The sequence below is a fragment of the Nostoc favosum CHAB5714 genome, from assembly GCF_020829495.1.
In the GTDB taxonomy this organism is placed as follows: Bacteria; Cyanobacteriota; Cyanobacteriia; order Cyanobacteriales; family Nostocaceae; genus Nostoc; species Nostoc favosum.
On the sequence record NZ_JAIVFQ010000004.1, the window covers coordinates 176693 to 203158 of the forward strand.

The window sequence follows — 26466 nt, forward strand, 5'->3', positions numbered from 1 at the left end:
GATATCGTCTAAAAAAGATATTTACAATATATATAACAACCATTGGAAAGGAGATAAGCAATCATGAACTCACCACATTTACTAAAAATAGAGCGTGACCTACGTGCTTTGTCATTAGAAGAATTAGAATGGATATTAAAACTTATCACAAGACAAGTGCAAGAAAAGAAGCAAATCTCAAATAAATTATCTGATGTTAAATATATTAATGAACAACTAGTTGAAATGGCTAGTGATTTAGATATAAAAACAGAAATTACCTCTATCAATAATGAATTTGGTATTACAGAAATGGATGGTTTAGAAAAGCTGTGAACATCGAGAGAGGACAAATTTATTTTGTCAATCTTAATCCAGTGCAGGGCCGAGAACAGGCAGGAACAAGACCAGTTTTAGTTTTATCTATAGACGCTATCAACGAATTACCTTTGGTTGTGACTGTAGTTGTCGGTACGAAAGGAACAAATATTAAGCGTGATTATCCAACTAATATACGAGTCTCTGCAAGTGACAGTGGATTGCTTATAGAAACAGTGTTCTTATGTTTTCAAATTCGTTCTTTAGATCCAAATCGCTTTCCTGCTAACCCATCTGGCAAGATTTCTGACTCCAAGATGCTTGAAGTTGAAACTGCGGTTCGCTACTGTTTGGGTTTATGAGCGAAAATTATCTCAATTTATAAGAAGATTATGGAATCCCCAATCGAAAGAATAAAACTCTCTCAAACAGCCAAAGACCAACTTACCAAACTTAGACGCAGCACCAAAATCGACCAATGGAATATCCTATGCCGTTGGGCGTTTTGTCGTTCCCTCGCAGAATCAACCGCACCCTCCCCCGTCCCAATTCCCCAAGATAGCAACGTCGAAATGACTTGGCGCGTCTTTGGCGGGGAAATGTCCGATATACTCCTCCTCGCCCTCAAGCAACGCTGTCACAATGACGGTTATTCCACCGACAAAGAAACCCTCGCCACCCAATTCCGCTTACATTTGCATCGCGGTATTGGCTACTTAGCAGGCGATCCAAATATCAAGAAAATTGAAGATTTAATTGAACTGGCCATTAAACCTTGAAAGAATATTAGGTGCTTGGTGTCTTAATTACGAATTACGTTAGCGTAGCGTTAGCGAGTATTCGAGCGTCATTACGAATTACGAATTAGTATCATGCCTGAAGTTCTAGAAATCGAGCGTCATAGAGCTGCGATCGCTCGCACTGATTTATCTCGCCCTGTGCGATTGGCAATAGAATGGGCAATCCTAACTCAAGACACCACTTTTTTTGATTACGGTTGCGGTTACGGTGGTGATGTGCAGCGAGTAAAAAACTTAGGCTACACCAGTGCAGGTTGGGACCCTTACTACCATCCTGATGTACCACGCACCCCCGCCGATGTGGTCAATTTGGGTTACGTTCTCAACGTTATTGAAGACTCAGAAGAACGCCGTCAAAGCCTGATCCAAGCCTGGAAACTCACAGAGAAAGTTTTAATTGTCGCGGCTCAAATACTGATTAACGCTGCCAGCAAAACCCAACTTGCTTACAATGATGGCATTGTGACGCGCCGCAATACTTTTCAGAAATATTACGAACAACAAGAACTCAAAACTTATATTGAGGAAGTCCTAAATGTAGATGCAGTACCGATCGCACTAGGCGTGTACTTTGTTTTTCGAGATGAAGCTGAAAAAGAAACTTACAAAGCTATCCGCTTCTTTTCCACCACTTCTACACCGCGAGTCCGCATCCCCATTAAGCGGTTTGAAGACTATCAAGAACAGCTACAACCATTAATGTCTTTTTTTACCAGGCGCGGTAGACTACCTGTTAAAGGCGAATTGGAAAATGAACAAGAATTACTCAGCGAATTTGGTAACTTTCGCCGTGCCTTTGGTGTAGTTTTGCAAGCTACTGATGAGGCTGAATGGGATGCGATCGCTTACCGTCGTTCTCTGGATATCCAAGTTTATCTCGCCCTCACCCACTTTGATCAACGCCCTGCATGGCAAAAGCTAGCGCCAGAAATGCGTCACGATATCAAAGCCTTTTTTAGTAGCTATGAGGAAGCTTGTCAAGTAGCCGACCAAAAGCTTTTCAGCTTAGGTAAACCTGGGGTGATTCAAACTGCGTGCGAAAAAAGCAAAATTGGTAAACACACGCGCGGTGCGCTTTACGTCCATGTTTCCGCACTAGCAGCACTTGACCCCGTACTACGAATTTGTGAAGGTTGCGCTAGCCGTACCATTGGGCGTATCGATGAAGCCACGTTGATCAAATATCACACTGATAAGCCGCAAATATCCTATCTGTCTTACCCGGAATTCGACACTGATCCCCACCCGGCGTTAAAAGCCAGCATAGGTATTGATTTAAAAACCCTAGTCGTCACTCACCGAGACTATGCAACTAGGGAAAACCCGCCAATTTTGCACCGCAAGGAAACATTTGTTACCAACAACTACCCTCGTTACGAAGAATTTGCTAAACTCACCCAACAAGAACAGGAATTAGGGCTGCTTAACCAAAAAAGCGACATTGGTACGCGTGAAGGTTGGGAAAAATGCCTTTCTGCACACAGAGTAGAAATCAGGGGGCATCAGGTTTATCCAATTCAAGAAAGTTAATAAAACGCTGACACTATAAGGTTATCCTGAATTTGTATTTAACCCAAGTAAATCTTGGTAGTTTGTCATGTTTGCAGGAAATTACACAGCAGCTATGGCAAGTTTCAATCCCTGATCGGCATTAATAGGGAACTGCTGCCGCTCCGATAATTCAAACCTTTATAGGTACTAGTTAGATGATATACTTTCGCGTTTCCTCGTTGTATTTTATTGATATTTCCTCAAAAGAGGCAAAAAGTTGAAACTATGAGGAAAATTAAATCGCTGCTGGGAGTTTTCGGTAGTCGCAAGATTGCGGCTTTATTATTTTTAGGCTTTTCATCAGGTTTACCGTTATTTTTAATTGGTAGTACCTTAAAGGCTTGGATGACGGAAGAGAAGGTAGATTTAGCCGCTATTGGTTGGTTTAGCCTCGCCAGTTTGCCTTATTCCTTGAAGTTTCTGTGGTCGCCGTTGGTGGACAGGTTCACTTTGCCAGTTTTGGGACGACGACGGGGTTGGTTAATTTTGACGCAGATTGCTTTGATCATAGCGATCGCAGTCATGGCTTTCCAACAACCCAAACAAGCATTACAACTACTAGCAATCAATGCCATAGTCATTGCTTTTATCAGTGCAACTCAAGATATTGCCGTTGATGCCTACCGTACCGACGTTCTAGAAAAACTAGAAATGGGCGCTGGTGCAGCAGTTTTTATCTTAGGTTATCGAATTGCCCTGTTAGTCGCAGGTGCTTTAGCCTTGATACTTGCTGACAAACTGCCTTGGTCATCGGTTTACTTGTTTATGGCAGGGACGATGGTAATTGGTATTCTTGCCACCTTGTTCGCACCAGAACCCAAAGAAATTAGCCCTCCAAGTTCTCTAGCTGATGCTGTAATCTTGCCCTTTCGGGAATTTTTTCAGCGTCAAGGGATTATCAAAGCTATTCTAATGCTTGCATTCATTACCCTATATAAGCTAGGTGATGCTTTGTTGAGCAATATGACCACGCCTTTTTTGCTGCAAACGGGTTTTACCAAAACCGATATTGGGGCAATTCAAGTAGGGATGGGGTTAATTGCTACGATTGTCGGCGCTTTAGCAGGTGGTTCAATTTTGAGTGCTATTGGCATCAATCGATCACTTTGGGTTTTTGGTATTCTACAAGCAGTAAGTAATTTAGCTTACTTTTTTTTAGCATACATCGGTCAAAACTACCAAGCTATGGTACTTGCCATCAACGTAGAACAATTTTGTGGTGGATTGGGGACAGCAGCCTTTGTTGCCTTTTTGATGAGTCTTTGTAACCAGCGGTTTTCCGCAACCCAATATGCTTTGTTATCCAGCTTGATGGCTGTCAGCCGCGATATTCTGGCGGCCCCTGGAGGCGCGATCGCACAAAACACGGGTTGGCCTATATTTTTCTTAATTACCATCGCAGCCGCTGTACCAGGACTACTCCTATTACCAGTATTTGCCCCCTGGAACCCTCAGCCAGTGGCAGTATCTAGACCAGGACTTGAGGACGAAGAAGAGGATATATGGGGAATCAAGTAGTTATTGCTGTCGGCACATTCATCCTCTTACTCACTGGTTTATTACTTGGGTATGTTCTCTCGCAGTTAGTTCTGGGATTTCTACCATTTAACCTCCTAACTTTTTTCGGAACACTCAGCCTAATTTTAATTTTTGGTACACTTTATTACGTTTTATTTTGGCAGTTGCGGAGAGATCAGTCCCGGCCATCAACTATAAATGAAGGGATACCAAACCAGGTAGACGATGGTGTATCTGATAGCTATCTCAAAAACAGGCTAATCGCTAAATTATCCGGTGACACTGCCGCTGCCGAACGGTTAATTGAACAAGCAAAAGAGACTTATCCTGGGATGCCGGAGAATTGGTATTGTGAGAGAGTCCTTGATGACTTAGAGCGCGATCGCCAATAGTGCGGAAGCAGGGAGTAGGGAGTGGGGGAGATGAGGGAGCAGGGGGAGCAGGAGAAGAATAACAATGCCCCATTCCCCATTCCCCATTTCCATGCACAGAAAATTGCTAAAATAAATCAAGAATACTTCACAAATCTTCAGCTAGGTTCTCATAAAAGTTCCTAGCTTCTTGCAATTAAAATATGGCTATTTTTCGTCAATACATCGCCCCACTGCTTGCAGTATTAGTATTTTTCTTTGCCCTAGTGGCAGTCAGCGCCCGGATCTTTTTACCCTCCGATATGGCAGCACCCGCACCAGTTGAAGAGGTGGGGGTAAGTTATCAACCTACTCCAAGTAATTTACCACCAGCAGCACATAACGAAAGCTAGCTAAGTCAATAAACGTATTTAAGTGTCTGAGCAACTACTACCTGGATATATTATTCGCCGTGGCTCTACTTTGGAGCGATCGCTACTGCTTAAATTCATGCAGCGAACTTACCAGGATCTCTTTCCCAATGAGGATTTTTCCCACTTAGAGCAAACAGTTAAGCAATACTTTTCTAGCGATACGCCCTTATGGTGGGTAGAAGAGGAGGGCGAGCAGGGAGCTCTTAGCTGGGAGCAGGGGGAGATGAGGGAGACAAGAAGAATAAGCAATGCCCCATGCCCCATTCCCAATGCCCCATTCCCAATGCCCAATTCCCCCATCGCCTGTCTCTGGGTGGGCAATGCCATAGATCAAGTGCAGGGAAACCGTCATGCTCACATTTTTATTCTCTACGTTGTACCAGAACATCGGCGACAGGGTATTGGTAGAGCCTTGATGCGATATGTGGAAAATTGGGCTATTCAAAGAGGCGATCGCCAGATTGGATTGCAAGTTTTTCAATCCAACAAACCTGCATTAAATCTTTACAATCAGTTAGGTTATCAAACCCAATCCCTGTGGATGGTAAAATTCCTGAGTGCAGAAAAATAAATTATAGGATAGCAGTAACATACTTAAGCGTCTGAGTTATGGCGTTTCTCGTTTGGATAAAACTCAACGAGGAGAAAGGAAAGTGTATAATTACGCAACTCATACTTATAAAGCTTTAACTTATTGACGCGGGGGATTATGTGTTAATCCCGAAAAGGGATTGAAATGAAATTATGTATGACGAAGACGATCTCAGCCTACTCGATATTGAGGAGGAGCTAGAAAGCCCCCTAGATAAAATAGAGCCGCTAACTGACGAATCAGTTGTGGCAAAGCCTGATCCAGAAGTGATGCTAGCCCTGCTGGATAATCCCCAGCCCCAACAAAGAATGTTAGCAGCGCGTGCTTTTTGTGATATAGAAGATGTGCGTGCTACCCCTCATCTGATTCGCCTGTTAAGTGATACCTGTCCCTTAGTGCGGGTGAGTGCAGCTTATGGCATCGGACGCAATCCTAGTTCAGAGGCAGTGAGTCCGTTAATTGCTCAACTAAACAGTGATTGGAATGGCTATGTGCGTAAAGGTGTTGTTTGGGCTTTAGGAAACTGTCGCGATCGCCGTTGTTTACCGCCCCTAGCAGATGCCCTCAGAACTGACATTTCCGCAGTACGTTTGTGGGCTGCTAGCGCCTTAGCACAGATGGCAGAAGTGGGTTATGAAGCAGTTATAGGGGCAATACCACCATTAATTGAAGCCTTAGTCAAAGATCCCGTGGCAGCAGTGCGGAGTAACAGTGCTTGGGCAATTGGTCAACTGTGCCGTGAGATGCCTTCTAATGTAGTTTATGCCACAGCGATCGACGCTTTAATTCAAGCCTTTGCCGAAGACCAAGATTTAGGAGTCCGGGCAGACGCCAAAGCCTCATTGTTAGGAGTCGGTGATCCCCGTGGTTTACAGTTGATTGAAACCTTAGAACAAGAAGGGTGGTTTTGATTTATTTGGGCATTGGAAAGAGGCAGAAAAGCAGGGAGCAGCGAGCAGAGGGGAAGAGCTAATTTTTTATTCTCCCCCTGCTCCCCCTGCTCCCCCTGCTCCCCCTGCTCCCCCTGCTCCCCCTGCTCCCCCTGCTTCCCCTACTCCCTCATCCCCCGCCCTAGCCCTTACAGAGTATCAGCTACAGGTTTGACCAAATTTAAATCATAGGGGCGTTCCGTATCATCTTCGCCCAAATATTCACCATTTTGAATTTCCAGAATAACTAGCGGAATCTGTCCAGGGTTTTCTACCTTATGTAGGGTTGCTGCGGGGACATAAGTTGATTCGTTTCGATTCAGTAATATTTCTTTTTCTCCACAAGTTACCTTCGCTACACCGGAGACTACAACCCAATGTTCATTGCGATGATAATGGATTTGTGGTTTAATTCCGTGCCTGGGCTTAATTTCAAGACGACTAATTCTATAGGTTTCTCCCTCCTCGATCACCTCTACTTCACCCCAGTATCGTGTACCTGAATGTGGAGACAATTGGTTGATATTTGACTGAGTATTATTTTCATTGGGAGTCATAATTAATTTCTCAACCAGTTAAGTAATTTACCGTTAATGAAAAACAAAGCATTAAATTTGAGGATATCTGAGCGTAGATTAAACAAACTACGCTTATACTCGGCTCAAAACGATAAAACCATGACTCATGTAATTGAAGATTTTATAGATTCGCTGGAAGTTAAAAATGGCGATTCCGACCCTCGAAGACTCGCTAACGCTTCGCTATCCTCGACCCCACGAAGAGTCAAACCTACGGTTTGATTTGGTTAGGGGTCAACTCGTCACCGCCCAAAAATTCATCTCATCGCCTACCTTCGGCAACGGCGAGAGGCTTCTTTTTGCTGAAGCTAAACGGGATAAACCTGGATAGGGAGATGCGGCCACAACATTTCTATTGATGACAACTGCTCTAACTTTACTCCAGGCAACAGATCCTATCCGTGAATTTTTAAATGTTTGAATGCGTGAATTGCTTAACCCCCCGTATACTGAATCCGATAAATCCGATTATTGGCTTCTTCTGTTAGTAATAGACTGCCATCTGGTAACACGAGTAAAGCTACAGGTCTTCCCCAAGTGGTTGGTACAGAAGGATTTAGCAAAAATCCTGTGAGAAAGTCTTCGTAATAGCCAAGCGATCGCCCTTTAGCATCGAAGGGAACAAACACAATTTTATAACCAGTACCGCGATCGCGGTTCCAAGAACCACGAAAAGCAGCAAAAGCACCATTCCGGTATTTTTTTGGAAACCTTTTACCATCATAAAATTGCAAACCCAATGCTGCTGAGTGCGCCTGGAACAGCACATCTGGCGTTTGGGTACGGGCTGCTAAGTCGGGGCGTTTACTTTTGTCATCCGTCTTTTGGCGCGGATCGAGGTTGTTTGGTGTCAGATAAGCATAAGGCCAGCCGTAAAATGCTCCCTGTTTAACGCGTGTCAGATAATCTGGAACCAACTCATCACCGATTCCATCGCGTTCGTTGACAGTGGCGTAAAGTTCCCTAGTTACAGGATGGAAGTCTAAACCAACAGGATTACGCAAGCCGGAAGCAAAAGTTTGCTGCTGGGAACCATCCAAATTCATCACTTGTACTGAAGCCCGTGGTAGAGGTTCTTCATCGACATTGGTTCCTGAACCAACAGAAACATATAATTTATTGCCATCGGGCGAGACAACAACATTGCGTGTCCAATGGTTGTTATAACCTTGAGAAGGCAAGTCGGCGATCTTTTCTCCCTTGTCTGTAATTTTATTTTGACCTTTCCTATAGGGAAAACGAACCACAGCATCTGTGTTCCCCAGAAAAAAGGAATTACCTGCAAAAGCCATACCAAAGGGTCTATTAAGTCCGTTGTCCCTACTAGCAAAGGTTTCTCGAACGTCAGCTACGCCGTCACCGTTGCTGTCACGTAACAGACGAATGCGGTTTTGCCCGGTTTCAGTCACCAAGACATCACCACTGGGAGTTAAAGCTAGCCAGCGTGGGGCATCTAAACCTTCTGCAAAGACGTTAACTGTAAAGCCTGGTGGTACGCGCAGCACTGGGTTTTCCGGAATGGGCACAACCTCAGGTCGCTTAGAGGCACTTTGTGTTGCGAAAGGTGCTGGTAAATTCTTCAGATTGATGCGGATAGGCGTGGGTGAAAGTGCTTCAGTTCGGACAATATTTTTTGGCTGTGTAGGATTCTGTGTCAGTTGAGGAGAAGGTACAGGTGTTTCTGGTGTGGGATTATCTGAGGAAGCGCGAGTCTGGTTACAGCCTGCTACCAAGGTCAGTAAAAAAACTGGCAGCAACAAACGCGCAGGGACTTTCATGATGGTAGAGACTATGACACAATTTTCTTAGTTTAGACTTGAGACTTAATAATTGTCGCCAGTCTAAAGTCCGATTTTTCTGAGTTAGTCACCCTATTAAGGTACTGATACCAATTATGTATAAAGATGCGCCAAATTTAGAAAGGAACGAACCGCAGAGACACAGAGAAGCCAGTGCGCCCTTGCGGTTAAGAGACTTGTTCGCTCTTAGCGTTCCCGCTCTTTAGCAACTGGCGCGACACAGAGGAGAAAAAGCAAGGTTAAAAAATTCAGCGCAGCTTCATAAAGAAATGGTATGAGTACTGAGAAAATAATTTACTCCCCATTCCCCATTCCGCATTCCCAATGCCCAATATTCACACATATAATCATTTATTAGTCAATAAAAATTTTTCAAATTCTGCTGCTGGCAATGGACGACTAAATAGAAAGCCTTGCATATAATTACAGTTGTGTTGGCGTAAAAAAGCCAGTTCTGCTTCGGTCTCTACACCTTCAGCAACTACATCTAAATTGAGATTGTGAGCCATTTGAATTAATGCCTTAGTAATGGCTGATTTCTGTGGATCATTAGCAACATTATGGATAAAATAACGGTCGATTTTTAATGTGTTAATTGGTAAATTTTTCAGATATATTAAAGAAGAGTAGCCCGTTCCAAAATCATCGATCGCAATTTTTACACCCAACGATTGCAATTTGCTCATAGTAGCGATCGCACTATTTACATCTTGCATAATCATACTTTCAGTGAGTTCTAGCTCTAAGTAACGTGGTTCCAAACCATTAATATCTATAAAGTTGACTATTTTGTGAATAAAATCTGGTTGATTAAATTCAAGTACAGACAAATTTACAGCAAGCATCAGTGGATAAATTCCAATATCACGCCAGCTTTTTATTTGTTTACACACTCTTTTTAATACCCATTTACCAAGTGGAACAATTAAACCTGTAGACTCTGCTAACGGAATAAATTCTGTTGGGTAAACCAGCCCCACTTCCGGACTTTGCCAGCGCAATAAACTTTCAGCTGCTACTATTTTTCCAGAAGCAATATCGACTATTGGTTGATAATAAATTTCAAATTCCTCAAAATTATGTTGTTTGATAGCCCGGTATAAACTAATTTCTAATAGCTGCATTTTGGGAGACAAGTTGTTAATTACAGTCTGAGGAGATAAATACTTTTTTAAAGTAGTGTACTTTTCCAATCTGTTCATGATGGCACTTAATAACTCAGCACGAGTGAAAGGCTTAGTTATATAGTCATCAGCACCCATATTCATACCTTGGCGGAAGTCAGATTTGGCAGATTTGGCAGTGAGAAAAATGAAGGGAATTGTTGCCGTTGATGGATCTTGGCGTAACGCTGTTAGTACGCCATAACCGTCAAGTTGTGGCATCATCAGATCACAGAGAATTAAATCGGGAACTTCGGAGATAGCCAAATGTACCCCGATTCTGCCATTAGCCGCAGCAATAGTTTCAAAATCCTCAGCTTCTAAGAGATCCAAAATATTTTCACGAACTGCTTCTTCATCTTCTATTATTAAAATTTTGGGCATAAATTACCTCGCTTTATATTTTATTTCTTATGCAAGAATGGCAAAAGTTTTTGTATAAAAACCCCATCTAGTTGTGGCAGATATTTTTTATTGATAGCTATATATCAACTTTTTAAAATTTTTTATTCCTAATCCAATGCCTAGTATATTGCCGATATTAATTGTGGGAGAAAAGGATTTTAACAACGAATGCAGTTCGTTAGCCCAAAAGCTAAGACTTTTGAGCATTTTCCACACTTGATAGCCCGTGATAGCGACAACATTTTCCCTAATAAATGTATTACCAAAATCTGCATAACTCTTGCAGGTGTAAATTACTGCTGGACTGGAGGAGAGTAAATATTGCAGATGTTGTTGGTTAACAAGTCGCGTCCACCATCTTTTCCAATATGGACGCTCAACTACATCTTGTGGCTGTACTTCTCCCAAGTGGAGTGCTGTTTGGTTAACTTCTAGCACGATACCCTTTGTTATCAGCAACCCGATAAATTGGAAGGAACTGTTGAAGATGGGGCGAAATCGTCTTTCACTCTCACGAAATAATACTTCTGCCTGTACACAGGAGGTACTATCCACAGAAACTCCAATCAGGCAAGGATGTTCACCTGTCGTATCTATACGTACTATAACGCGTACTAGTAACCATTTGTACTTGAGTAGTTGGTTCTCAACGAGAATCTGATGTTTCACCTCAAAGGAACCAATACTAGTGTTACCTCTACTTTTCTCTGTTTGTTTTGCCAGTGCTTGACAGAGACTTTCAGGCATGATGAAAATGACAATGTGACCTTGGTTATCTGCAACTGATAGTAGATCAAACTGATGGCGCAACTGTAATAGCACTGAAGCTATCTCCGAAAAAGATGACACGTTTAATGTCATGACCAAGGTATGCATAACTTCAAAAATATTGGCTGTTTTCAAGCTAGTTTCTGAAGCTACAAGGATTACCATATCATGCTTGGTGAAGGACTCCACTACCTGCGAAGATGAAAAAGCTAAAACATTTTTGCCCCGTGTTTCCATCAGTGCGACGCCGAATAGCCCGTCGTAAACATCACATCTAATAGTCCTGTTTCCGGCACAAGCATCCGCAGCGAAGGATCAATATTGACTCTAAGCTTTGTAGCCTTAGAAGCTGAGGTAAGCTTGCATATATTTTTTCAATAGCTATTATTAAAAAATAGTTATCTAAAGCTTCTTACCTAAATATTTTCCAATATTTTGACGCCAAACAAGTAGCAATATTTAGGATATAAACACTACAAAAAGTGTGTCAAGAATTACAAACTAGCTGATATCTAGCTACTTGGAAATTGGGTATTGGGCACTTGTACTGAGCGACTTGCCTTGAGCGAAGCCGAGGTAAGTCGAAGTATTGGGCACTGGGCATGGGAAAGAGGACAAGGAGAATTGGGAACCTGACTTTTCACGGTATCTGGAAAACCTCACTTCTATTTCTCTCTTCCTTTAAGGAGAGAGACTTTGAATTTTCCCCCTTCCCGCCACGGGTTGGGGGTTAGGGGGTTAGGTTTTTGGTGGACTTTTCCACATAACGTGAAAAATCAGAATTGGGAACAAGGGGGAAAGACTTGTTGCAAGTTCTCACCTCTTGTCAGCTTGTCTCCCGTGCCTCTTCTTCAAGAGCCTGCTTCAACCAAGAAATTCCTTAACCGAACGGTATTGTCTTGCCTCTTCACTAAGGACGCAACTGCAACCGCCGTTCGCCGTAACGTAATAGCCTTTCTATAGTTACAAGCCGATTTTCCCAAACTTTGACTTGATAGGAATTTGACTTAAGCTCTTGGCTCATCAATACCCGAAATTGCGACTGGAACCGAGTTAGAGAGGCTCTCGCCACTAGTAACTTGCTAGGATTCGGGGAAGCAGCAAGCTGATTTAAAGCACTGCGTAGAACTTCTGCCTGGTTGTTAAAATCTAATATTGTCTGAGTCGATCTTTGTGGTTGGTCATTTTGGAAAACAAATTTCCATTCCCGTTGCAGCGCGGTGTAACGAATGGCAGCAGTTTGAAAAGGCTGGCGGTGAGGAATCGGTTGACTTGTTGTAGATTGAATCCTACCTTGGGTGCTACTAAAGAGTTTTTGTAGATCGTTGTTAAAATTCTCTGCGGCAAAGAGTGCATAACCACTAACTGGCAAGTCCCTTACCAACTGGAGTTGATCGAATGCCCCAATTGTTGGCAAAGAAAGTAAGCGAATTCCCGGTACCAACAATGTAGATCCCAATTGTTTAGAGGCGATCCAGGGTTGGGCCAGTCGTTGGAAGCGAGAAGTATCCAGAGCATAAGTCATGGGAACAATTAAATCTACATCCCCCCGCCTTGCCCAATTTTCCCAGTCTTGTTGAATTTTCTGAATTCGCTCTAGTTCTGGCAAAGGAAATACTGCAACTGATAAAATCAAATTCGGTCGCTTTTGCTTTAACTGCTGTGATAATTGGGCAACAAAGCTATCAACTTGCTGGGTGCGAAATGTCGTCCACTTTTGCCACAAGTCTGGTTGGCTAGGGGAAATATTTACTGGATCTACACCAGTAAGTTGCTGAAATTGCGCTCTTGCAGCTTTGCCATAGCCGTAGGTTCGACCTGCTGATGGGTCTTGGAAAGGGTAGCGAATGTAGTCTAGCTGTAGACCATCTACGTTATAGCGAGTGACAATTTCCTCATACAGCTTGAGTAAATACTCGCGCACTTCGGGGTTGGCTGGATCGAAGAATGGCTTAGTCTGACCAACGGGAATCATGTTGCCAAGATTATCGTAGTTTGCCCAATCGGGATGAGCCGCCAGCACTGGCCCTGGATAATCAGGATTAACGTTGATAATCTGATTGTGACGTTGGTTGCCAGCAGCAAAAGTCCAAACCCAAGCGTGTAATTCCATGTCACGCTCATGGGCTAATTTCACCGCATCTGCCAGTGGGTCCCACCCACGAATTAATGGGTTTTGCTCTTTTGCCGCTTGGCTCGGATAAATGGTGTAGCCAGCATTAACAGTTTCAAAGAAGACGGTATTAATCCCAGCTTGAGCTAGGCGATTAAAAATCTGGACTAGTCCCGCCTTGCTACCAGCACGAACAATCGTCCCCCGATCTAACCAAACTGCCCGAATTTCTGGTTGAGCTAGTCTTTGATCAACAGGAAACTGCTGCCACAAAGTCGTTTTAGCGGTCAGCCATTGCTGACGAGCCAGAGCGTAGTTTTTTTGGGCAATCAATAGGGGTAAGTTTTTGACAATTACCCTTACCCGTGCCAAGGCTTGCTCTTTACTCATGCCTAGCGCCCCCAGTTTAGTTGAAGCCAATTGCGTGGGTTGCTCCTTGAGAGATTGGGAGGTGTAGGCGTCCAGATGCCTAGAGGACTGCTTGTCTTCAGATGTCACTTCACCAACATTAGCCGCATCGGCTGACACTGCTAAATTAGCGCTTTCCACCCGACCTATCAGATTTTCTAGCTCTTGCTGGAGAGCGATCGCTTGGTTGTTGTCAATCGGCTCATTGGAGTTGGGTGCAACATCCAGACGCACCGCTTGTTCTAATTGGTCTATAGCCTCTTGGGAACTTGGGGGTTTGATTGTAGGAAGCGGTTTAGGTATGGGAGCAGTGGCAGTTTTAGGAGGAGGGGATGAGGGAGATGAGGGGGATGAGGGGGATGAGGGGGATGAGGGGGATGAGGGGGATGAGGGGGATGAGGGGGATGAGGGGGATGAGGGGGATGAGGGGGATGAGGGGGATGAGGGAGATGAGGGAGATGAACTCCTCCCCTGCTCCCTTGACGCAGCCGCCACTGTTGTCGAGCAGTTTGGGGAACCTCCTGCTACTTTTTTCATGCGATTCGATGGCGGTGGCGCTGTCAAATAGTGATTGAGAGCAGCTTTTAACCAGGCATTATCTAACCCGGCAGCTGAAGCTGTGTCTGTTCCCCAGCGCCAGCCCATAAAGGTGGAACGCTCAGTTGTCACTACTGCGGCTGGATTATCTTTGGAATTCCAAACAGCAGGAGATTCACTGCCCATATCATTAGGAATCACAACGCCGCCGCGCACTTTGCCAAAGAGTTCAGTTTGATTTGCCCATTCTGGGATCTTAGTTTTTGTGGGTTTAATCTGTTCTGTGTCACTGAGGCTGAATCCCCAATAACCTCCCAAAAGCGATCGCAATAATTGGCGCACTCCGGGCGCTGACAGACTACCTACAGGGCCACTGGCAATCAAACGCCCTCCCTTACTCATCCATTCTTCGAGAGCGATCGCTTGGGTTGGGGTTAATGTCTCCACATTTGGCAAAAATAATACCCGGCGATCGCCCCAATCTGCCACACTCCTTACATCATTTAGGGGAATTACACAATATTTCACCCCTATTGTCTGTAAGCGGTCAGTTATCCCTCTCCATTGATTTGCATTTTCTTGACCATACACTACGCTCAATACAGGTTCTTCAGTTGCCGCAGTTACTGGCAAAATACTAAAACTATTTAAAATCAAAAAGTTAAAACTTAAAATGAAGAATCCGGCTTTTTTTATTTGTAAATTTGCCTTTTTATGATATTTTTCCTGATTCTTCACTACTGACTCCTCAGCGAATTAGTTATTAGGCATTACTTCTTATTTATCATCTAGCATAACTATAAATTACCTCCGAAAAACGACTGATCTTTGATAACTAAACTTGAACAAAATTTAAAATACATGTTTTGATTAAATCTTCAACTCCTCCTAAAGGAATAATTTTTGTATTGAGTCTGCTAGCTAATTCATCAATACTCATATCATCTAAAAACACTGATTCACCATTTTTTAACATGACATTTGGTAGTAAAATACCATCACCTAAATCTTGCCCTTCTAAATTTAAAAGCAAATCATGACCAGTTAGTAATCCGGTTACACTGATAGTTTGTCCCCAATAATCACTACATAAAGCACGCATATTGACTTCTAAACCTTCAACACAATTTAAGCGTTTCAAAATGGGTTGAAATGCTTTTTCTACGGCGTTGCCTACTATCCAAGTAAACTTTCTTTGAGGATATACTTTTGGCGGTAGTAATTCTGCTGCAACGGTGGCAAATTGCTTGATAAATAATTGAATCGAACCAACTCCGTTATCAATTTGGGGATATTCTTCATATTCAGATTCGCTGGGTAATTCCTCACCTGCAATCAAAAACCACTCATCGGCTAACCAAACAACGCTAGAACCGAGTTTTTGGCGAAATTGCCGCGAGAGCATTCGCACTTGGTAAATCACTTCTTTTGCTTTTTCCCTAGTTACAGGTATGAGTTCGTCTTCTGGAGGCCGAAACCGTGTCAACCCAACTGGCACAACTGCTACCGATGCCACCGCAGGCACTTCACCAGTATGAAAGGACGCTAAATCTTTGAGAGTTTGTTCCAGATGTTTGCCATCATTTATACCAGGACAAACAACTACTTGAGCATGAATTTGTAGTCGCCTTTCTTGAAACCATTTGAGTTGTTGCAAAATTTGTCCCGCACGCGGATTTTTCAGCAGTCTAATTCTTACTTCTGCCTCGGTAGCATGAACAGAAACATACAACGGAGACAAGCGCATTTGCTCAATCCGCTGCCATTCTCTTTCTGGCAAATTGGTTAGGGTAAGATAAGAGCCGTACAAAAAGCTTAGACGGTAATCGTCATCTTTTAAGTACAAACTGGTGCGCTTACCTGGTGGCTGTTGGTCGATAAAGCAAAATGGACAGCGATTGTTGCACTGAATTAAGCCATCAAATAGGGCAGTTTCAAATTCTAGCCCTAAGTCTTGATCGTAATCTTTTTCGATTTCCAGGCTATGAGTTTTACCAGCAGCGTCTAAAACTTCTAGTTCCAAAACTTCATCAGCACACAAAAACTGATAATCAATTAAATCGCGGGGACGTGTACCATTGATTGCAACGATCGCATCCCCAGCTTCAAAGCCAATCTCTGCGGCTATTGAGTCTGGAAGAACCTTGGTAATTCGGGCAGGATTAACGGTACTCATTGGGTATAGGGCATTGAGCATGGGGGATTGGGCATGGGGCATTAGTCATTTGCTTTGAACTAATGACTAATGACCAATGACTAACGACTATTATGAATTATCCTTTCCAACCTGCTGCGATCGCAGCTAAAATAGCGCTGCCGAATGCTAATCTATACCAAACAAAAACTAAAGTATTTTTGGTTGCTAAATACTTGATTAAGAATGCAATTGATAGGTAGGAAAAAATCAAGGTTGAAATAATCCCTACAATTAATAGTCCAACAATGTTATCTGGCAACTGTTGGGCTTCAAATAACTTGAAGATTTTCATACTTTTATACAGCGTTGCAATGGTAAGAGTTGGAAACCCTAATAAAAAGGAGAATTTCGCTGCTGTATCGCGTTCTAATCCTAAAAATAAGGCAGTCGTCAACGTTGATCCAGAACGAGAAACACCCGGAATTAAAGCAAGTGTTTGTCCTAATCCAACTAAAATACCATCCCGAATCTGCAATGAATTAAAATCTCGCTTGCGAGTGCCAATTTTTTCTGCCAAAGCTAGTAAAAGTGCCATGATAATTGACATTATGGCAATAATTAATGCGCTCTCCGGTAGAACGTCTTTCAAAAGAAACCCGAAAATTAAGGCAGGCATTGTTCCTACTACAATACCGACAATAATTTTCCACTCTTCACGTTGCCAGTCTTTGTCTTTTACTGCTTCAATTCCACCTTTGACAATATTAGAAATCAGCGACCAAAAATAGCCCACAATTGCTATAACGCTGCCAAATTGAATTGCATCGACAAAATCTTTAGAACCTAGTTCTTTCCAGCCAAATACCTTGGTCACAATCAGAAGATGTGCAGTGCTGCTGATTGGCAAAAACTCTGTAATACCTTGAACAATACCCAAAATAAAAGCTTGAATAAACTCCATCAATTAATACCTTTTTCCTGTTGTAGACATCATTACTTGCGTGGCAATGTTAATTTATATACTTTTTGCTGCACCCGATATTATAGAAAATTCCGCTTTACTAAATCAATAACACCATCCAAGACGCTGGCCATGTTCTTACACCCACATCAATAAGTCAACGAAATTTTGGCAATTCATCAAACTTTAATATTTAGCGACTGATGCCATTGACTTTTTACCCATTACATTTAGCTTTCATCTCTCTGTAGTTCTTTGTAAATGCGAACTACAAAGGAGTTTTGTACATAAGGCAACTTAAGTGAATTAGTCTGGTACAGAATGTTTTGTTTGGTTTGCGCCAGCGCTCCCCGAAATTTCAGTATAATTACAATACTCTCAGGCAATGCCCCTGGGGGGGATTTTAAAATGTGATATATTAAATAAAATAAAGTTTAGTAACAAATATTAAAAACTTTGATTAATAATACACTTTCCTCCTACACTGCTTCTACCCCTTCTATTGATACAGAGTTAGATTTAACTGTTACTAAGCAGAAGGGTATCAGGCAATTGGAATCTACACTATCCTTTTCTCCCTCCCTTCCCTTATCTATTTCTGCCCGACAAACTTGGTTAGTGTTTGGGGCGGCGGTATTTTTGGTAACAGTACCAGTATTTGTAGAAGCGCCAATAGTGCGATCGCTACCAAGCCTAAGTTTAGCGCTGGCAGCATTTTGGGTGTGGCTAAGTTTTACCTTAATGTCACGTCCTGCGACTTATGTATGGGGAGATTTACTCTTAGGATTTAGCTGGAGTTGGTTAGCAGGAGCTATTTACTGGGGCTGGTTACGTTGGGAACCTGCATGGCATCTGCCAGTGGAGTCTATAGGATTACCGTTTGCTTGCTGGTGTTTGGCGAAGAATTGGGGCAAGGTGGGTAACTGGTTTTATTTAGGTTCTTTACTAGGTACAGTCTTAACCGACGTATATTTCTATATAGCAGACTTGATGCCCTATTGGCGGCAAATCATGAGAGTAGATGCAGATGTAGCACCGCAAATATTACAAAATGCCCTCATGCAAGTACAAACACCTTGGGGACAAAGTTGGGCTATACTTCTGGCCTTAGTACTGTTGACAGTCGGAATTTTACCTTTAGGTCTAAAGCAAAGACACTGGTATGCTTTTAGTGGCGCAGTTTTAAGCACAATTTTAGTAGACAGCCTATTTTTGTTAGCTGCGATCGCAGCGTGAAGAAGGCAGTCCCGATGAAGCAAGTTTCACAACCAAGCATGAAAGTGGTCTTTCCCCACTCATATCATGTTCGCATAATTAGTTATGATTCCCATAGTCATTGCACCCCACACGCTATCCGGCTCCACGCAGGTGAACCCCAAGACCGCACTGGCTCCCCTTAATCCCCTCCCCGCAAGCAGGAGGGGAGACAAAGCGTAGCTTTGGCGGGGTGGGGTTCTTCAGGTTTAATAAGGAATCAAGCGGACATGATATCACCACTCCCTACTCCCAACTTTCAAGTCAGGAGGCCGGAGGTTGTAATGATCCTGTAGGTTTCTCTTACCGAAACTTTTTCCAGTCCAGTCTACGGTACATCAAAAATGATGGTGTAGATGATTAATAGGTTAAGAAATATTACATAACAGTTCATCACCATCAAGTCTTCTTGCTAGGGTTTTCGGTATTAGGTATCGAAAGATTTAACTAGTTCCGTGTGTTTAAGTCCCCCGGTTCAATAAAAAAGCAAGTTTTGTGTTGGGGTTAAATCCCCATTACAAAACTTAATTACGAATTACGAATTACGAATTACGAATTATTTAATGTCTGGTTGGGAGCTAGAATCAGCCACGCCGAAAAGATTTCGTCTAGCTGGGAATGCTCAGGATCATGGATGGAACCGTATTGCAGCTATGCAGGCACTCTTACCACAATGAAAATTTTTGGCAAAAGTATAGTCAAACCCAGTAACGGCAAATATTGTGGATATTAATACGCTGTATATTAGTTTCTGATGACTGCTGTGTTGATTAAGCTATCAGGTTTTGTCCTTTGTCCTTTGTCCTTGGCACTCTCACGAATGACTAATGACTAATGACTAATGACTAATGACCACTGTTAGCTTAAAACTTTTATTTCTGTTTGATGGAGAGAGGTAGAAAATCGTGAAAGGATTGGCGCGTTTATTAACAGTGTTTAGCTTGTTACTTAGTTGCTGGGGATGGCTGGGAACAACTCAGATAGCTCAAGCTGCTAGTTTCAACAGTTTTGCATTTCCTCAAGTCCCAATTCTGGCAATTGAGCGGCAGAATCGGGCAGATGCGAAGCTAGGAACGGAATTTGGTAAAAAAATTGATTTGAATAATACCAACGTCCGAGCTTTTCAACAGTATCCAGGGCTTTATCCCACCCTGGCTAAGAAAATCATCACAAATGCTCCCTACAAAAATGTAGAGGATGTATTGGATCTTCCAGGATTGAGCGATCGCCAGAAACAAACCCTGCAAGCCAACTTGGATAAGTTCACCGTGACAGAACTAGAACCTGCCTTTAACGAGGGAGACGATCGCTTTAACAACGGCATCTACAGATAACTGCACGTTGCAGTTAATGTAGCAAATAGCAGCCCACTCCTAATTCTAGGGAGTGGGATATTCTATTACAAATGGAAAGGATGAGGAAGATGAGGGGGATGAGGGAGATGAGGAAGACAAAGTAGATTTTTCTACCTCATCTCCCCCTACTCCCCCTACTCCCTCATCTCCCCCTGCCCCCTCCCCCCTCCCCCCTCCCCCATTACCTTGCCTCAGATAGATATTCCTAGCCAATTTGATGTCTTAGTAGTCGGCGCTGGTGCGGCTGGACTATACACAGCGCTGTGTCTACCAGAATCCTTGCGAGTCGGCTTAATTACCAAAGAAACTGTTGCTTTATCCGCCAGTGATTGGGCGCAAGGTGGTATTGCCGCAGCAGTTGCCCCGGAAGATTCTCCCACGCTGCACATTGAAGATACGATCCGGGCAGGTGCAGGTTTGTGCGATCGCACTGCTGTAGAATTTCTCGCCCAACTTGCGCCTAACTGTATTCAATCCCTAGTTAACTTGGGAGTTGCTTTTGACCGTCATGGTCAAGCCTTGGCTTTAACTTTAGAAGCTGCCCATTCTCGCAACCGCGTTCTCCACGCCGCAGACACCACAGGTAGGGAAGTTACCACCACCCTCGCAGCCCAAGTATTACGTCGCCAAAATATTCAAGTTATTCAGCAAGCTTTGGCTTTGAGTTTGTGGATTGAACCCGAAACTGGTCGCTGTCAGGGAATAAGCCTGTTTTATCAAGGTGAAATCACATGGGTAAGGGCTGGTGCTGTGGTATTGGCAACTGGTGGTGGCGGTCAGGTATTTGCTCAAACCACTAACCCGGGTGTAAGTACGGGCGATGGAGTAGCGATCGCATATCGGGCTGGGGCGATCCTGCGCGATTTGGAATTTGTGCAATTTCACCCCACAGCCCTCACTAAACCTGGTGCCGATCACTTTCTCATTAGCGAAGCTGTACGCGGCGAGGGCGCACACCTTGTCGATAACGAAGGGCGGCGTTTTGCCTTTGACTACCACCCTGCGGGTGAACTCGCACCTAGAGATGTGGTCAGTAGAGCAATTTTTAGCCATTTACAACGTACCGCCGTCGATCTGGCGACTGCCCATGTGTGGTTGGATATGCGCCCCATACCTGCCGACAAGATTCGTCACCGCTTTCCCAACATCATCAAAGTTTGTCAGCATTGGGGAGTTGATGTCTTCCATGAACCAATTCCTGTGGCCCCTGCTGCCCATTACTGGATGGGTGGCATTGTCGCGGATCTGATGAATCGCACGAATATTCCCGGTTTGTACGCGGTGGGTGAAACCGCTAGTACCGGGGTGCATGGGGCAAATCGCCTTGCCAGTAATTCCCTGCTAGAATGTATTGTGTTTGGGGGCCAGATGGCCCAAATTGAGTTGGAAAATATTGGGCTGCCATCAGAAACACCAGTACTACCATTACAGAAATTTACTGCTGATGCTAGTGAGTGGCACATCCAGCAAGCACAGCTAGAAGCACTCAGAGAGAAGTTACCACGTCTAGTGTGGGAAAGTGCTGGTATTTGTCGGGAGCAATCAAGGTTGGAAAGTGCGATCGCTACTACTGAATCTTGGCAACAAGATTTTGCTATCCTGCCTTTAAGCCAATTCTTGCTTGCTTTACGTCCCGCAGAACCAGCTAGTTTTGACATACCAGATGTTGAACGGCAATTGAGACTTTGGGCAGAAACCCGCAATTTATTAGATGTCGCCGATTTAATTCTCAAAAGTGCTGCTTTTAGAACCGAAAGCCGAGGTGGACACTACCGTTTAGATTATCCTCAGCCAGACCCGAATTGGCAAGTTCACGCACTTGTACAAACACATCATTGGTGGAAATCTCCACTATTATCTTGATTGAAGTTTTTTCCAGAGCAAGCTTTTAGCAAAGGCTTTTAATCCCTTCTTCTCTAGTCGCAGCGCTTGGACGGGTGACGCTCTTAGGTCGTTATCACTAGGTGGTGAAAGGGGAAATTTCAGTCTACTTGAGTGGCAGTAGTTCTTAGCCTATAACTTAATCACAATGCCTTCACGCATGGGGTCAATCTAAAATCCAAAATTCCTATTAGCGGGTGCCGCTACCATGCTGACTGTCGGGGCCACCATAATTTGGTGGGATATACACGTCTTTTAAATTTTGAGAATTGACTTTGCGGACAATTAAGGTGTTACCGCTAGTAGCGCCAAAAGCATTAGCGCTTGCAGTATTGAACATACCTATACAGCCTGCAATTTTCGGTATTAGGATGTAAGCACCTATACACAATATCATAAACTTTTTGATTCGGAAGTTAGTCTTCATGAATTTCAGTAAATTTACTATTTTTTAATTTATAAACTGTTTTTATGTGTTTACGTATATATACTTAGTCTAGTTAAAAAATAACTTTATTAAATTAATTTAATTATTCTTGGCAATGTACAAGTAATTATGGCCAACACTTGTAAATTAAGCTTTATCTGCTGTTATTAAATAGTCTATCTACTTAAGTAATAATCTTAATGTGTCATTTTCACATCAGTCCAAAGTTAGATATATTGATAAATTGCTGGAAGCCTTTTGTCTAAACCAATACATATTAATAATATTTTAATATTTATAAGTATAAACACTATGTTTATTATCTAAGAGTTCAGGAAAATCTTCAGTAATACTTAGTTAAGTGTATATTTAAAATTTAATTACAGTAAAGATATATAAAGTTAGAGTAACGTAATTACTATAATATAAGGACTTACAAAAATATGAACTATAAAATATAATAATAAACCGAGTAAGTACAGTATATTTTATGTTGGTAAAAATATTGACAAAATTAATTACTTGGCTAGTTACCTCTGATGATTAATCCCTTCTTCACCTGTATTCTTAGGTTGAGTTTTCAGGTGAAAAAACCTTACTAAGTCTTTATCTTGCCGAAAAAACCACTTCGCAGAATATACACCATACTTTTCCAAGATAGTCCTTTGGACGTATCTCCACCCCTGATTCCTAATTTCAAGGTAAAAATTGTGACTAAAAAGAAAAAAACCTGGAGACTTGACTATTGACTAACTAAGCAAATTCGTAGCGATTTTTACCCAGGTGCTTGGCACGATACATTGCTGCATCTGCTTGTTTCATTAAAGTTTCACTGTCTTGACTGTTGTATGGATAAACACTAATGCCAATACTGGCAGAGACTCGGATTGTATAGCCGTCCAAGACAACTGGTTCGCTAATACTGGTTAAAATTTTTGCGGCGACTTTAGCAGCTATTTGAACATTAGGAATTGCCCGTAAAATCACAGTAAATTCATCGCCACCCAAACGAGAAACTGTATCACTAGCGCGTAAAGAGTTGCTGAGTCGTCCGGCGATAGTCATTAGCAAGCGATCGCCCGCCTCGTGCCCCAGAGTATCATTGATTTGCTTAAAGCCATCTAAATCAATAAACAGCAGCCCCAGCAACAATTTGTTGTGTTGCGCCCAATGTAACGATTCGTAAAGTTGTTCGGCAAATAATTTGCGATTGGATAGACCTGTGAGCGGGTCGTGATAAGCTAAGTGACGCAAGTGGTCTTCTTTGAGTTTTAGTTCCTTGTTAGAGCACAATAGTTCAGCAGCAGTACGTTTTAGCTGTTCTTCCATGAGCTTGCGCTGAGTAATATCTCGGATGACTCCAACTAAAAATAAATTGCCAGCTGAGTCTTTATGGAGCGATCGCTTAGTGGCAATTTGATGAGTCTGACCATTTGCATTGGTAAATTCTTCTTCATGTTCCTGGGGTCTTTGAGTCCTGAACACAAGATCATCCTGTTGTCGAAACACATCGGCTTCATGTTTAGGAAAAAAGTCATAGTCTGACTTTTCAATTAACAACTTATTCGGATAACCGATAAATCGACAATACGCTTCATTTAAAACAATCCACTGGTGTTGTTCATTTTTCACAAAAATTGGATCGGGAATCGTGTTGATTACGTGATGCAAAAATTCTTTAGAACGTTTCCACTCTTCTTGGATATGGGCAATATGACTGGTAATCCAAATAGCTGAACTGCCAAAGCTAAACAGTGAGGGAATGAGCGGTATCCACCAACCATATAAGAAAGCAAGGTACGCACTCAGGGTCAATACTACGCAAGAAACTAGGATGCTAAAGAGGCTCTTAGCCGCGTGTCGTATCCGCCATGTTGTCACAGTTCCCAGATAAGACCAGATAAAAATCCATAAGTATTCCACTAAGTCAGGCCAGACCTTGAGTAATGGTCGTCCTTGCAGAGCAGCTGAGATTAACTCACTAATAAAATAAGCTTGCAGTTGAATACCAGGTACAGGCTTTGCCGTACCTATTAGACTGCTGGAGTAGGGAATAAATACAAAATCCTGGAGGCTGGGTGCAGTGGAGCCAATAAGTATAATCCGATCTTTAATGAAGTTTTCTTTGACTTTATCTGCCAGTACATCTCTCATCGATACCTGGCGAAAACTACACCATTCTCGAGATGAACTTTGACATTTGGGTTTGGGAAAATTAGTCAAAATTTGGTAGCCTCTAGCATCAGCTCCCACATAGGCACCATCATTAGCCTGAAAACGAGTAAATACTGCCTTACCCAATTGCAAATACTCAGGGTTGTTTTTTGCTTTGGTGGGAGTAATATTTTCTGACTTTAAATACAATAAAGCCAACTTCAGAGCAAAACTTTCGTGTACCTGATTATTAACGTGCCAATACAACAAACTGCGACGTACTTTACCATCGAGATCATATAGCACATTGTTAAAGCCCACTTGATCCTGATTTAGCCCCAGTGGAGGTGAAACATTAACATTTTTGTCATTTGCCAGTAACTCAATACCAATCAAGTTGGGCATTAACTTATAAGCATTACGAAGTTCTTGATTACCAGTTTTTACTGGCAAATCTCGGTAGATATCTAAGCCAATAGCACGGGGTTTGTGGACGTTCAATTTTTTTAACAACTGGGCAATCTTCGCATCTGGAATCGGCCACGAACCTACTTCCTTTAAATAAGCTTCATCAATCACTACGATGGTAATACGCTCTTCTGGCGGTTCATTTGGACGTAAGCGAAAAAATTGATCCAAAGCTGCCAACTCCAAAGATTGTAATAATCCGATGGAGTGGAAAAGCAGGACGCAGACTGCAACGCTGGCGGCAGTAATCAATTCTCTGTGTCCTCGACCAAGCGATTGTTTCAGTTTAAAGATTAACTTCACAAAACGCTTGCCTAGCTGCTGATTCATTCCCATTACACTACTGGGGAGAAATATTCTCTATTTCCTATAGCTATTAACCAATTGAACAACACATATTATCTACTACCAAAAACAAAAAAGCCAACTGGAAACAGATTTTGCTGTATTCATCCAGTTGACTGGGTGTGAACTACACCGTACCGCTAGGTAGATTACCTGAAATACTTGAAGTTACGAGGGCCCGTGTAACCAGAAACTTTCGCTAGTTCCTCTAAATTTTGGACTCCGCTATAGCTTTTACCATTGATAATCCAAGTGGGGAAGCCTTCAATTTTTGCGGCTTTACATAGTTCGGGTTGAGCTTTAAATCCCTCGGGAATGCACTCTACCTTAACATCATTGTTGATTATTTCCTCGGCTTCTTTACCAAAAAGCAGCTTTTGTTCATGGCAGTGAGGACACCAGTAAGCACTGTATTCCTTTGCGCCTACCTTCGCCAGATGTCGTGCTAAAGCGATTTCTGCCTCACCAGAAGTAGTAGTAACTTTCCAACCGAAGGCTGGGTTAGCGTCTCCTTTGGGAGTAAAGGTAATTTTTGCGGGTTGTCCTGGAGTTACAGGTGTAACATCTGATTGATTCACGCCAGCATAAACGCCTAAAGTGCCAATCAGCGTCACCATACCTACAATAATGGCGGTAAAGAAGATTTGTCCTATATCCTCCCAAGTTCGACCGATAATTGTCAGTACCAAAAGACTCACAGAGAACAAAGCTGAACCGATACAGTAAGGACAAATAGCCTTGATTTGAGATGCTAGCACGTACATTAAATAGCCGCTAAAGACAGACATTGCGATCGCTCCCGCCAGCAGCAGCAACCACGTCCAATTTTCCACTTGCTTGCGACTATTCTTTTCCCCTGAGTTAAATACCAAGGGAGCCAAAGCAAATATCACCATACTGATGTATGCCAAAAACCCAAACAAAGTTAATGGCTGACCAAAAACCGTTGCCCAAGGGCTGGAAAGTACATCATTACAGCCCTTGACACCAGCCTGTGCCACACAAGCTGCACTGCCTCCTGTTAACTTTTCTATGGTCAGATAACCAGTTATCAGGGCACCACATCCAGCGATCGCGGCAATCAATGGACGTGACCATTTATGAATCCAAGGAGTAGAACGGCGGCGAATCATAAATATTGGGGAATGGGGAATGGTAAAAGTTAGGAGTTAAGAGTGAGGAGTGAGGAGTTAAGAATGAGGAGTTAGGAACAATTAATTTAAAACTCATAACTCATAACTC

General features: G+C 42.8%; 24 protein-coding genes. 13 read left to right on the forward strand and 11 right to left on the reverse strand.

Annotated features, from left to right (window positions below):
• The first annotated feature begins 63 nt into the window (after positions 1-63).
• From LC586_RS05255 to LC586_RS05295, 9 genes are all read left to right on the forward strand, one after another.
• Positions 64-315, forward strand: coding sequence for a hypothetical protein (locus tag LC586_RS05255; RefSeq protein WP_229483471.1), 252 nt, complete (start codon positions 64-66; stop codon positions 313-315).
• Positions 312-659 (forward strand): type II toxin-antitoxin system PemK/MazF family toxin, encoded by a 348-nt coding sequence (locus LC586_RS05260; RefSeq protein ID WP_229483473.1) that lies wholly within the window; start codon positions 312-314, stop codon positions 657-659. The genes LC586_RS05255 and LC586_RS05260 overlap by 4 nt, the downstream gene beginning before the upstream one ends.
• Positions 660-689: 30 nt before the next feature.
• Positions 690-1076, forward strand: a complete 387-nt coding sequence (gene dndE, locus LC586_RS05265) for a DNA sulfur modification protein DndE (protein WP_229483475.1) — start codon at positions 690-692, stop codon at positions 1074-1076.
• 93 nt (positions 1077-1169) lie between these two features.
• Positions 1170-2627, forward strand: coding sequence for a DNA phosphorothioation-associated putative methyltransferase (locus LC586_RS05270; RefSeq protein ID WP_229483477.1), 1458 nt, complete (start codon positions 1170-1172; stop codon positions 2625-2627).
• Between the two features lie 246 nt (positions 2628-2873).
• Positions 2874-4166, forward strand: coding sequence for an AmpG family muropeptide MFS transporter (locus LC586_RS05275; RefSeq protein ID WP_229483478.1), 1293 nt, complete (start codon positions 2874-2876; stop codon positions 4164-4166).
• Positions 4151-4558 carry an ABC transporter permease gene (locus LC586_RS05280; protein ID WP_229483480.1) on the forward strand — a complete coding sequence of 136 codons (408 nt, stop codon included), beginning with the start codon at positions 4151-4153 and terminating at the stop codon, positions 4556-4558. Before LC586_RS05275 ends, LC586_RS05280 begins: the two co-directional genes overlap by 16 nt.
• Positions 4559-4740: 182 nt before the next feature.
• The gene (locus tag LC586_RS05285) at positions 4741-4929 is read left to right on the forward strand and encodes a DUF8624 family small hydrophobic protein (RefSeq protein ID WP_229483482.1); all 189 of its coding nucleotides are present in this window, start codon (positions 4741-4743) and stop codon (positions 4927-4929) included.
• 22 nt (positions 4930-4951) lie between these two features.
• Positions 4952-5521, forward strand: coding sequence for a GNAT family N-acetyltransferase (locus LC586_RS05290; protein ID WP_229483484.1), 570 nt, complete (start codon positions 4952-4954; stop codon positions 5519-5521).
• A gap of 173 nt (positions 5522-5694) precedes the next feature.
• Positions 5695-6453 (forward strand): HEAT repeat domain-containing protein, encoded by a 759-nt coding sequence (locus tag LC586_RS05295; protein ID WP_229483485.1) that lies wholly within the window; start codon positions 5695-5697, stop codon positions 6451-6453.
• Positions 6454-6620: 167 nt separating this feature from the next.
• On the opposite strand, the gene LC586_RS05300 is transcribed toward LC586_RS05295, so the two are convergent.
• Positions 6621-7028, reverse strand: coding sequence for a phosphomannose isomerase type II C-terminal cupin domain (locus LC586_RS05300; protein ID WP_229483486.1), 408 nt, complete (start codon positions 7026-7028; stop codon positions 6621-6623).
• 166 nt (positions 7029-7194) lie between these two features.
• Here LC586_RS05300 and LC586_RS05310 point away from each other — a divergent pair, with 166 nt between their 5' ends.
• Positions 7195-7380 carry a hypothetical protein gene (locus LC586_RS05310; RefSeq protein WP_229483532.1) on the forward strand — a complete coding sequence of 62 codons (186 nt, stop codon included), beginning with the start codon at positions 7195-7197 and terminating at the stop codon, positions 7378-7380.
• A 103-nt stretch (positions 7381-7483) separates the two neighbouring features.
• On the opposite strand, the gene LC586_RS05315 is transcribed toward LC586_RS05310, so the two are convergent.
• The 6 genes from LC586_RS05315 to LC586_RS05340 all read right to left on the reverse strand — a co-directional run bounded on the left by LC586_RS05315 (position 7484) and on the right by LC586_RS05340 (position 17340).
• Complete coding sequence (locus tag LC586_RS05315; RefSeq protein ID WP_229483488.1) at positions 7484-8827, reverse strand: PQQ-dependent sugar dehydrogenase; 1344 nt, start codon at positions 8825-8827, stop codon at positions 7484-7486.
• Between the two features lie 368 nt (positions 8828-9195).
• Positions 9196-10395, reverse strand: coding sequence for an EAL domain-containing response regulator (locus tag LC586_RS05320; protein ID WP_229483489.1), 1200 nt, complete (start codon positions 10393-10395; stop codon positions 9196-9198).
• 87 nt (positions 10396-10482) lie between these two features.
• Positions 10483-11421, reverse strand: a complete 939-nt coding sequence (locus LC586_RS05325; protein WP_229483490.1) for a CBS domain-containing protein — start codon at positions 11419-11421, stop codon at positions 10483-10485.
• Between the two features lie 673 nt (positions 11422-12094).
• A complete protein-coding gene (locus LC586_RS05330; RefSeq protein ID WP_229483491.1) occupies positions 12095-14980 on the reverse strand; it encodes a glycoside hydrolase family 10-like protein in 2886 nt (961 codons plus the stop codon).
• A 97-nt stretch (positions 14981-15077) separates the two neighbouring features.
• Positions 15078-16418 (reverse strand): TIGR03279 family radical SAM protein, encoded by a 1341-nt coding sequence (locus LC586_RS05335; RefSeq protein WP_229483530.1) that lies wholly within the window; start codon positions 16416-16418, stop codon positions 15078-15080.
• Between the two features lie 97 nt (positions 16419-16515).
• The gene (locus tag LC586_RS05340) at positions 16516-17340 is read right to left on the reverse strand and encodes an undecaprenyl-diphosphate phosphatase (protein WP_229483492.1); all 825 of its coding nucleotides are present in this window, start codon (positions 17338-17340) and stop codon (positions 16516-16518) included.
• A 456-nt stretch (positions 17341-17796) separates the two neighbouring features.
• On the opposite strand from LC586_RS05340, the gene LC586_RS05345 reads away from it, so the two are divergent.
• Positions 17797-18576: a DUF3120 domain-containing protein gene (locus tag LC586_RS05345; protein WP_229483493.1), complete on the forward strand. Its 780-nt coding sequence runs from the start codon at positions 17797-17799 to the stop codon at positions 18574-18576.
• A gap of 923 nt (positions 18577-19499) precedes the next feature.
• A complete protein-coding gene (gene psbU / locus LC586_RS05350) occupies positions 19500-19928 on the forward strand; it encodes a photosystem II complex extrinsic protein PsbU (RefSeq protein ID WP_100901144.1) in 429 nt (142 codons plus the stop codon).
• Positions 19929-19973: 45 nt separating this feature from the next.
• Here psbU and LC586_RS05355 read toward each other — a convergent pair whose 3' ends face one another.
• On the reverse strand, positions 19974-20162 hold the full coding sequence (locus tag LC586_RS05355; RefSeq protein ID WP_229483494.1) for a hypothetical protein: 189 nt from the start codon (positions 20160-20162) through the stop codon (positions 19974-19976).
• On the opposite strand from LC586_RS05355, the gene nadB reads away from it, so the two are divergent.
• Entirely contained in the window at positions 20136-21812 is a 1677-nt protein-coding gene (gene nadB / locus LC586_RS05360) for an L-aspartate oxidase (protein WP_229483496.1), read from the forward strand. The genes LC586_RS05355 and nadB overlap by 27 nt on opposite strands.
• A 208-nt stretch (positions 21813-22020) precedes the next feature.
• Here the strand turns inward: nadB and LC586_RS05365 are convergent, their stop codons facing one another.
• The 3 genes from LC586_RS05365 to LC586_RS05375 all read right to left on the reverse strand — a co-directional run bounded on the left by LC586_RS05365 (position 22021) and on the right by LC586_RS05375 (position 26357).
• The gene (locus LC586_RS05365; RefSeq protein ID WP_229483498.1) at positions 22021-22170 is read right to left on the reverse strand and encodes a hypothetical protein; all 150 of its coding nucleotides are present in this window, start codon (positions 22168-22170) and stop codon (positions 22021-22023) included.
• Positions 22171-23010: 840 nt separating this feature from the next.
• A complete protein-coding gene (locus tag LC586_RS05370) occupies positions 23011-25209 on the reverse strand; it encodes a CHASE2 domain-containing protein (RefSeq protein ID WP_229483500.1) in 2199 nt (732 codons plus the stop codon).
• 164 nt (positions 25210-25373) lie between these two features.
• Positions 25374-26357, reverse strand: coding sequence for a vitamin K epoxide reductase family protein (locus LC586_RS05375; protein ID WP_229483501.1), 984 nt, complete (start codon positions 26355-26357; stop codon positions 25374-25376).
• Between the last annotated feature and the right edge of the window lie 109 nt (positions 26358-26466).

Bases quoted from the DNA above. Each gene is read 5' to 3' on its own strand.
- LC586_RS05335 (WP_229483530.1), bottom strand. From the start codon at position 16,418: ATGAGTACCGTTAATCCTGCCCGAATTACCAAGGTTCTTCCAGACTCA.
- LC586_RS05375 (WP_229483501.1), bottom strand. From the start codon at position 26,357: ATGATTCGCCGCCGTTCTACTCCTTGGATTCATAAATGGTCACGTCCA.
- LC586_RS05255 (WP_229483471.1), top strand. From the start codon at position 64: ATGAACTCACCACATTTACTAAAAATAGAGCGTGACCTACGTGCTTTG.
- LC586_RS05295 (WP_229483485.1), top strand. From the start codon at position 5,695: ATGTATGACGAAGACGATCTCAGCCTACTCGATATTGAGGAGGAGCTA.
- LC586_RS05310 (WP_229483532.1), top strand. From the start codon at position 7,195: ATGGCGATTCCGACCCTCGAAGACTCGCTAACGCTTCGCTATCCTCGA.
- LC586_RS05280 (WP_229483480.1), top strand. From the start codon at position 4,151: ATGGGGAATCAAGTAGTTATTGCTGTCGGCACATTCATCCTCTTACTC.
- LC586_RS05370 (WP_229483500.1), bottom strand. From the start codon at position 25,209: ATGAATCAGCAGCTAGGCAAGCGTTTTGTGAAGTTAATCTTTAAACTG.
- LC586_RS05320 (WP_229483489.1), bottom strand. From the start codon at position 10,395: ATGCCCAAAATTTTAATAATAGAAGATGAAGAAGCAGTTCGTGAAAAT.
- LC586_RS05300 (WP_229483486.1), bottom strand. From the start codon at position 7,028: ATGACTCCCAATGAAAATAATACTCAGTCAAATATCAACCAATTGTCT.
- dndE (WP_229483475.1), top strand. From the start codon at position 690: ATGGAATCCCCAATCGAAAGAATAAAACTCTCTCAAACAGCCAAAGAC.
- LC586_RS05365 (WP_229483498.1), bottom strand. From the start codon at position 22,170: ATGTTCAATACTGCAAGCGCTAATGCTTTTGGCGCTACTAGCGGTAAC.
- LC586_RS05285 (WP_229483482.1), top strand. From the start codon at position 4,741: ATGGCTATTTTTCGTCAATACATCGCCCCACTGCTTGCAGTATTAGTA.
- LC586_RS05325 (WP_229483490.1), bottom strand. From the start codon at position 11,421: ATGGAAACACGGGGCAAAAATGTTTTAGCTTTTTCATCTTCGCAGGTA.
- LC586_RS05275 (WP_229483478.1), top strand. From the start codon at position 2,874: ATGAGGAAAATTAAATCGCTGCTGGGAGTTTTCGGTAGTCGCAAGATT.
- LC586_RS05340 (WP_229483492.1), bottom strand. From the start codon at position 17,340: ATGGAGTTTATTCAAGCTTTTATTTTGGGTATTGTTCAAGGTATTACA.
- LC586_RS05315 (WP_229483488.1), bottom strand. From the start codon at position 8,827: ATGAAAGTCCCTGCGCGTTTGTTGCTGCCAGTTTTTTTACTGACCTTG.
- LC586_RS05270 (WP_229483477.1), top strand. From the start codon at position 1,170: ATGCCTGAAGTTCTAGAAATCGAGCGTCATAGAGCTGCGATCGCTCGC.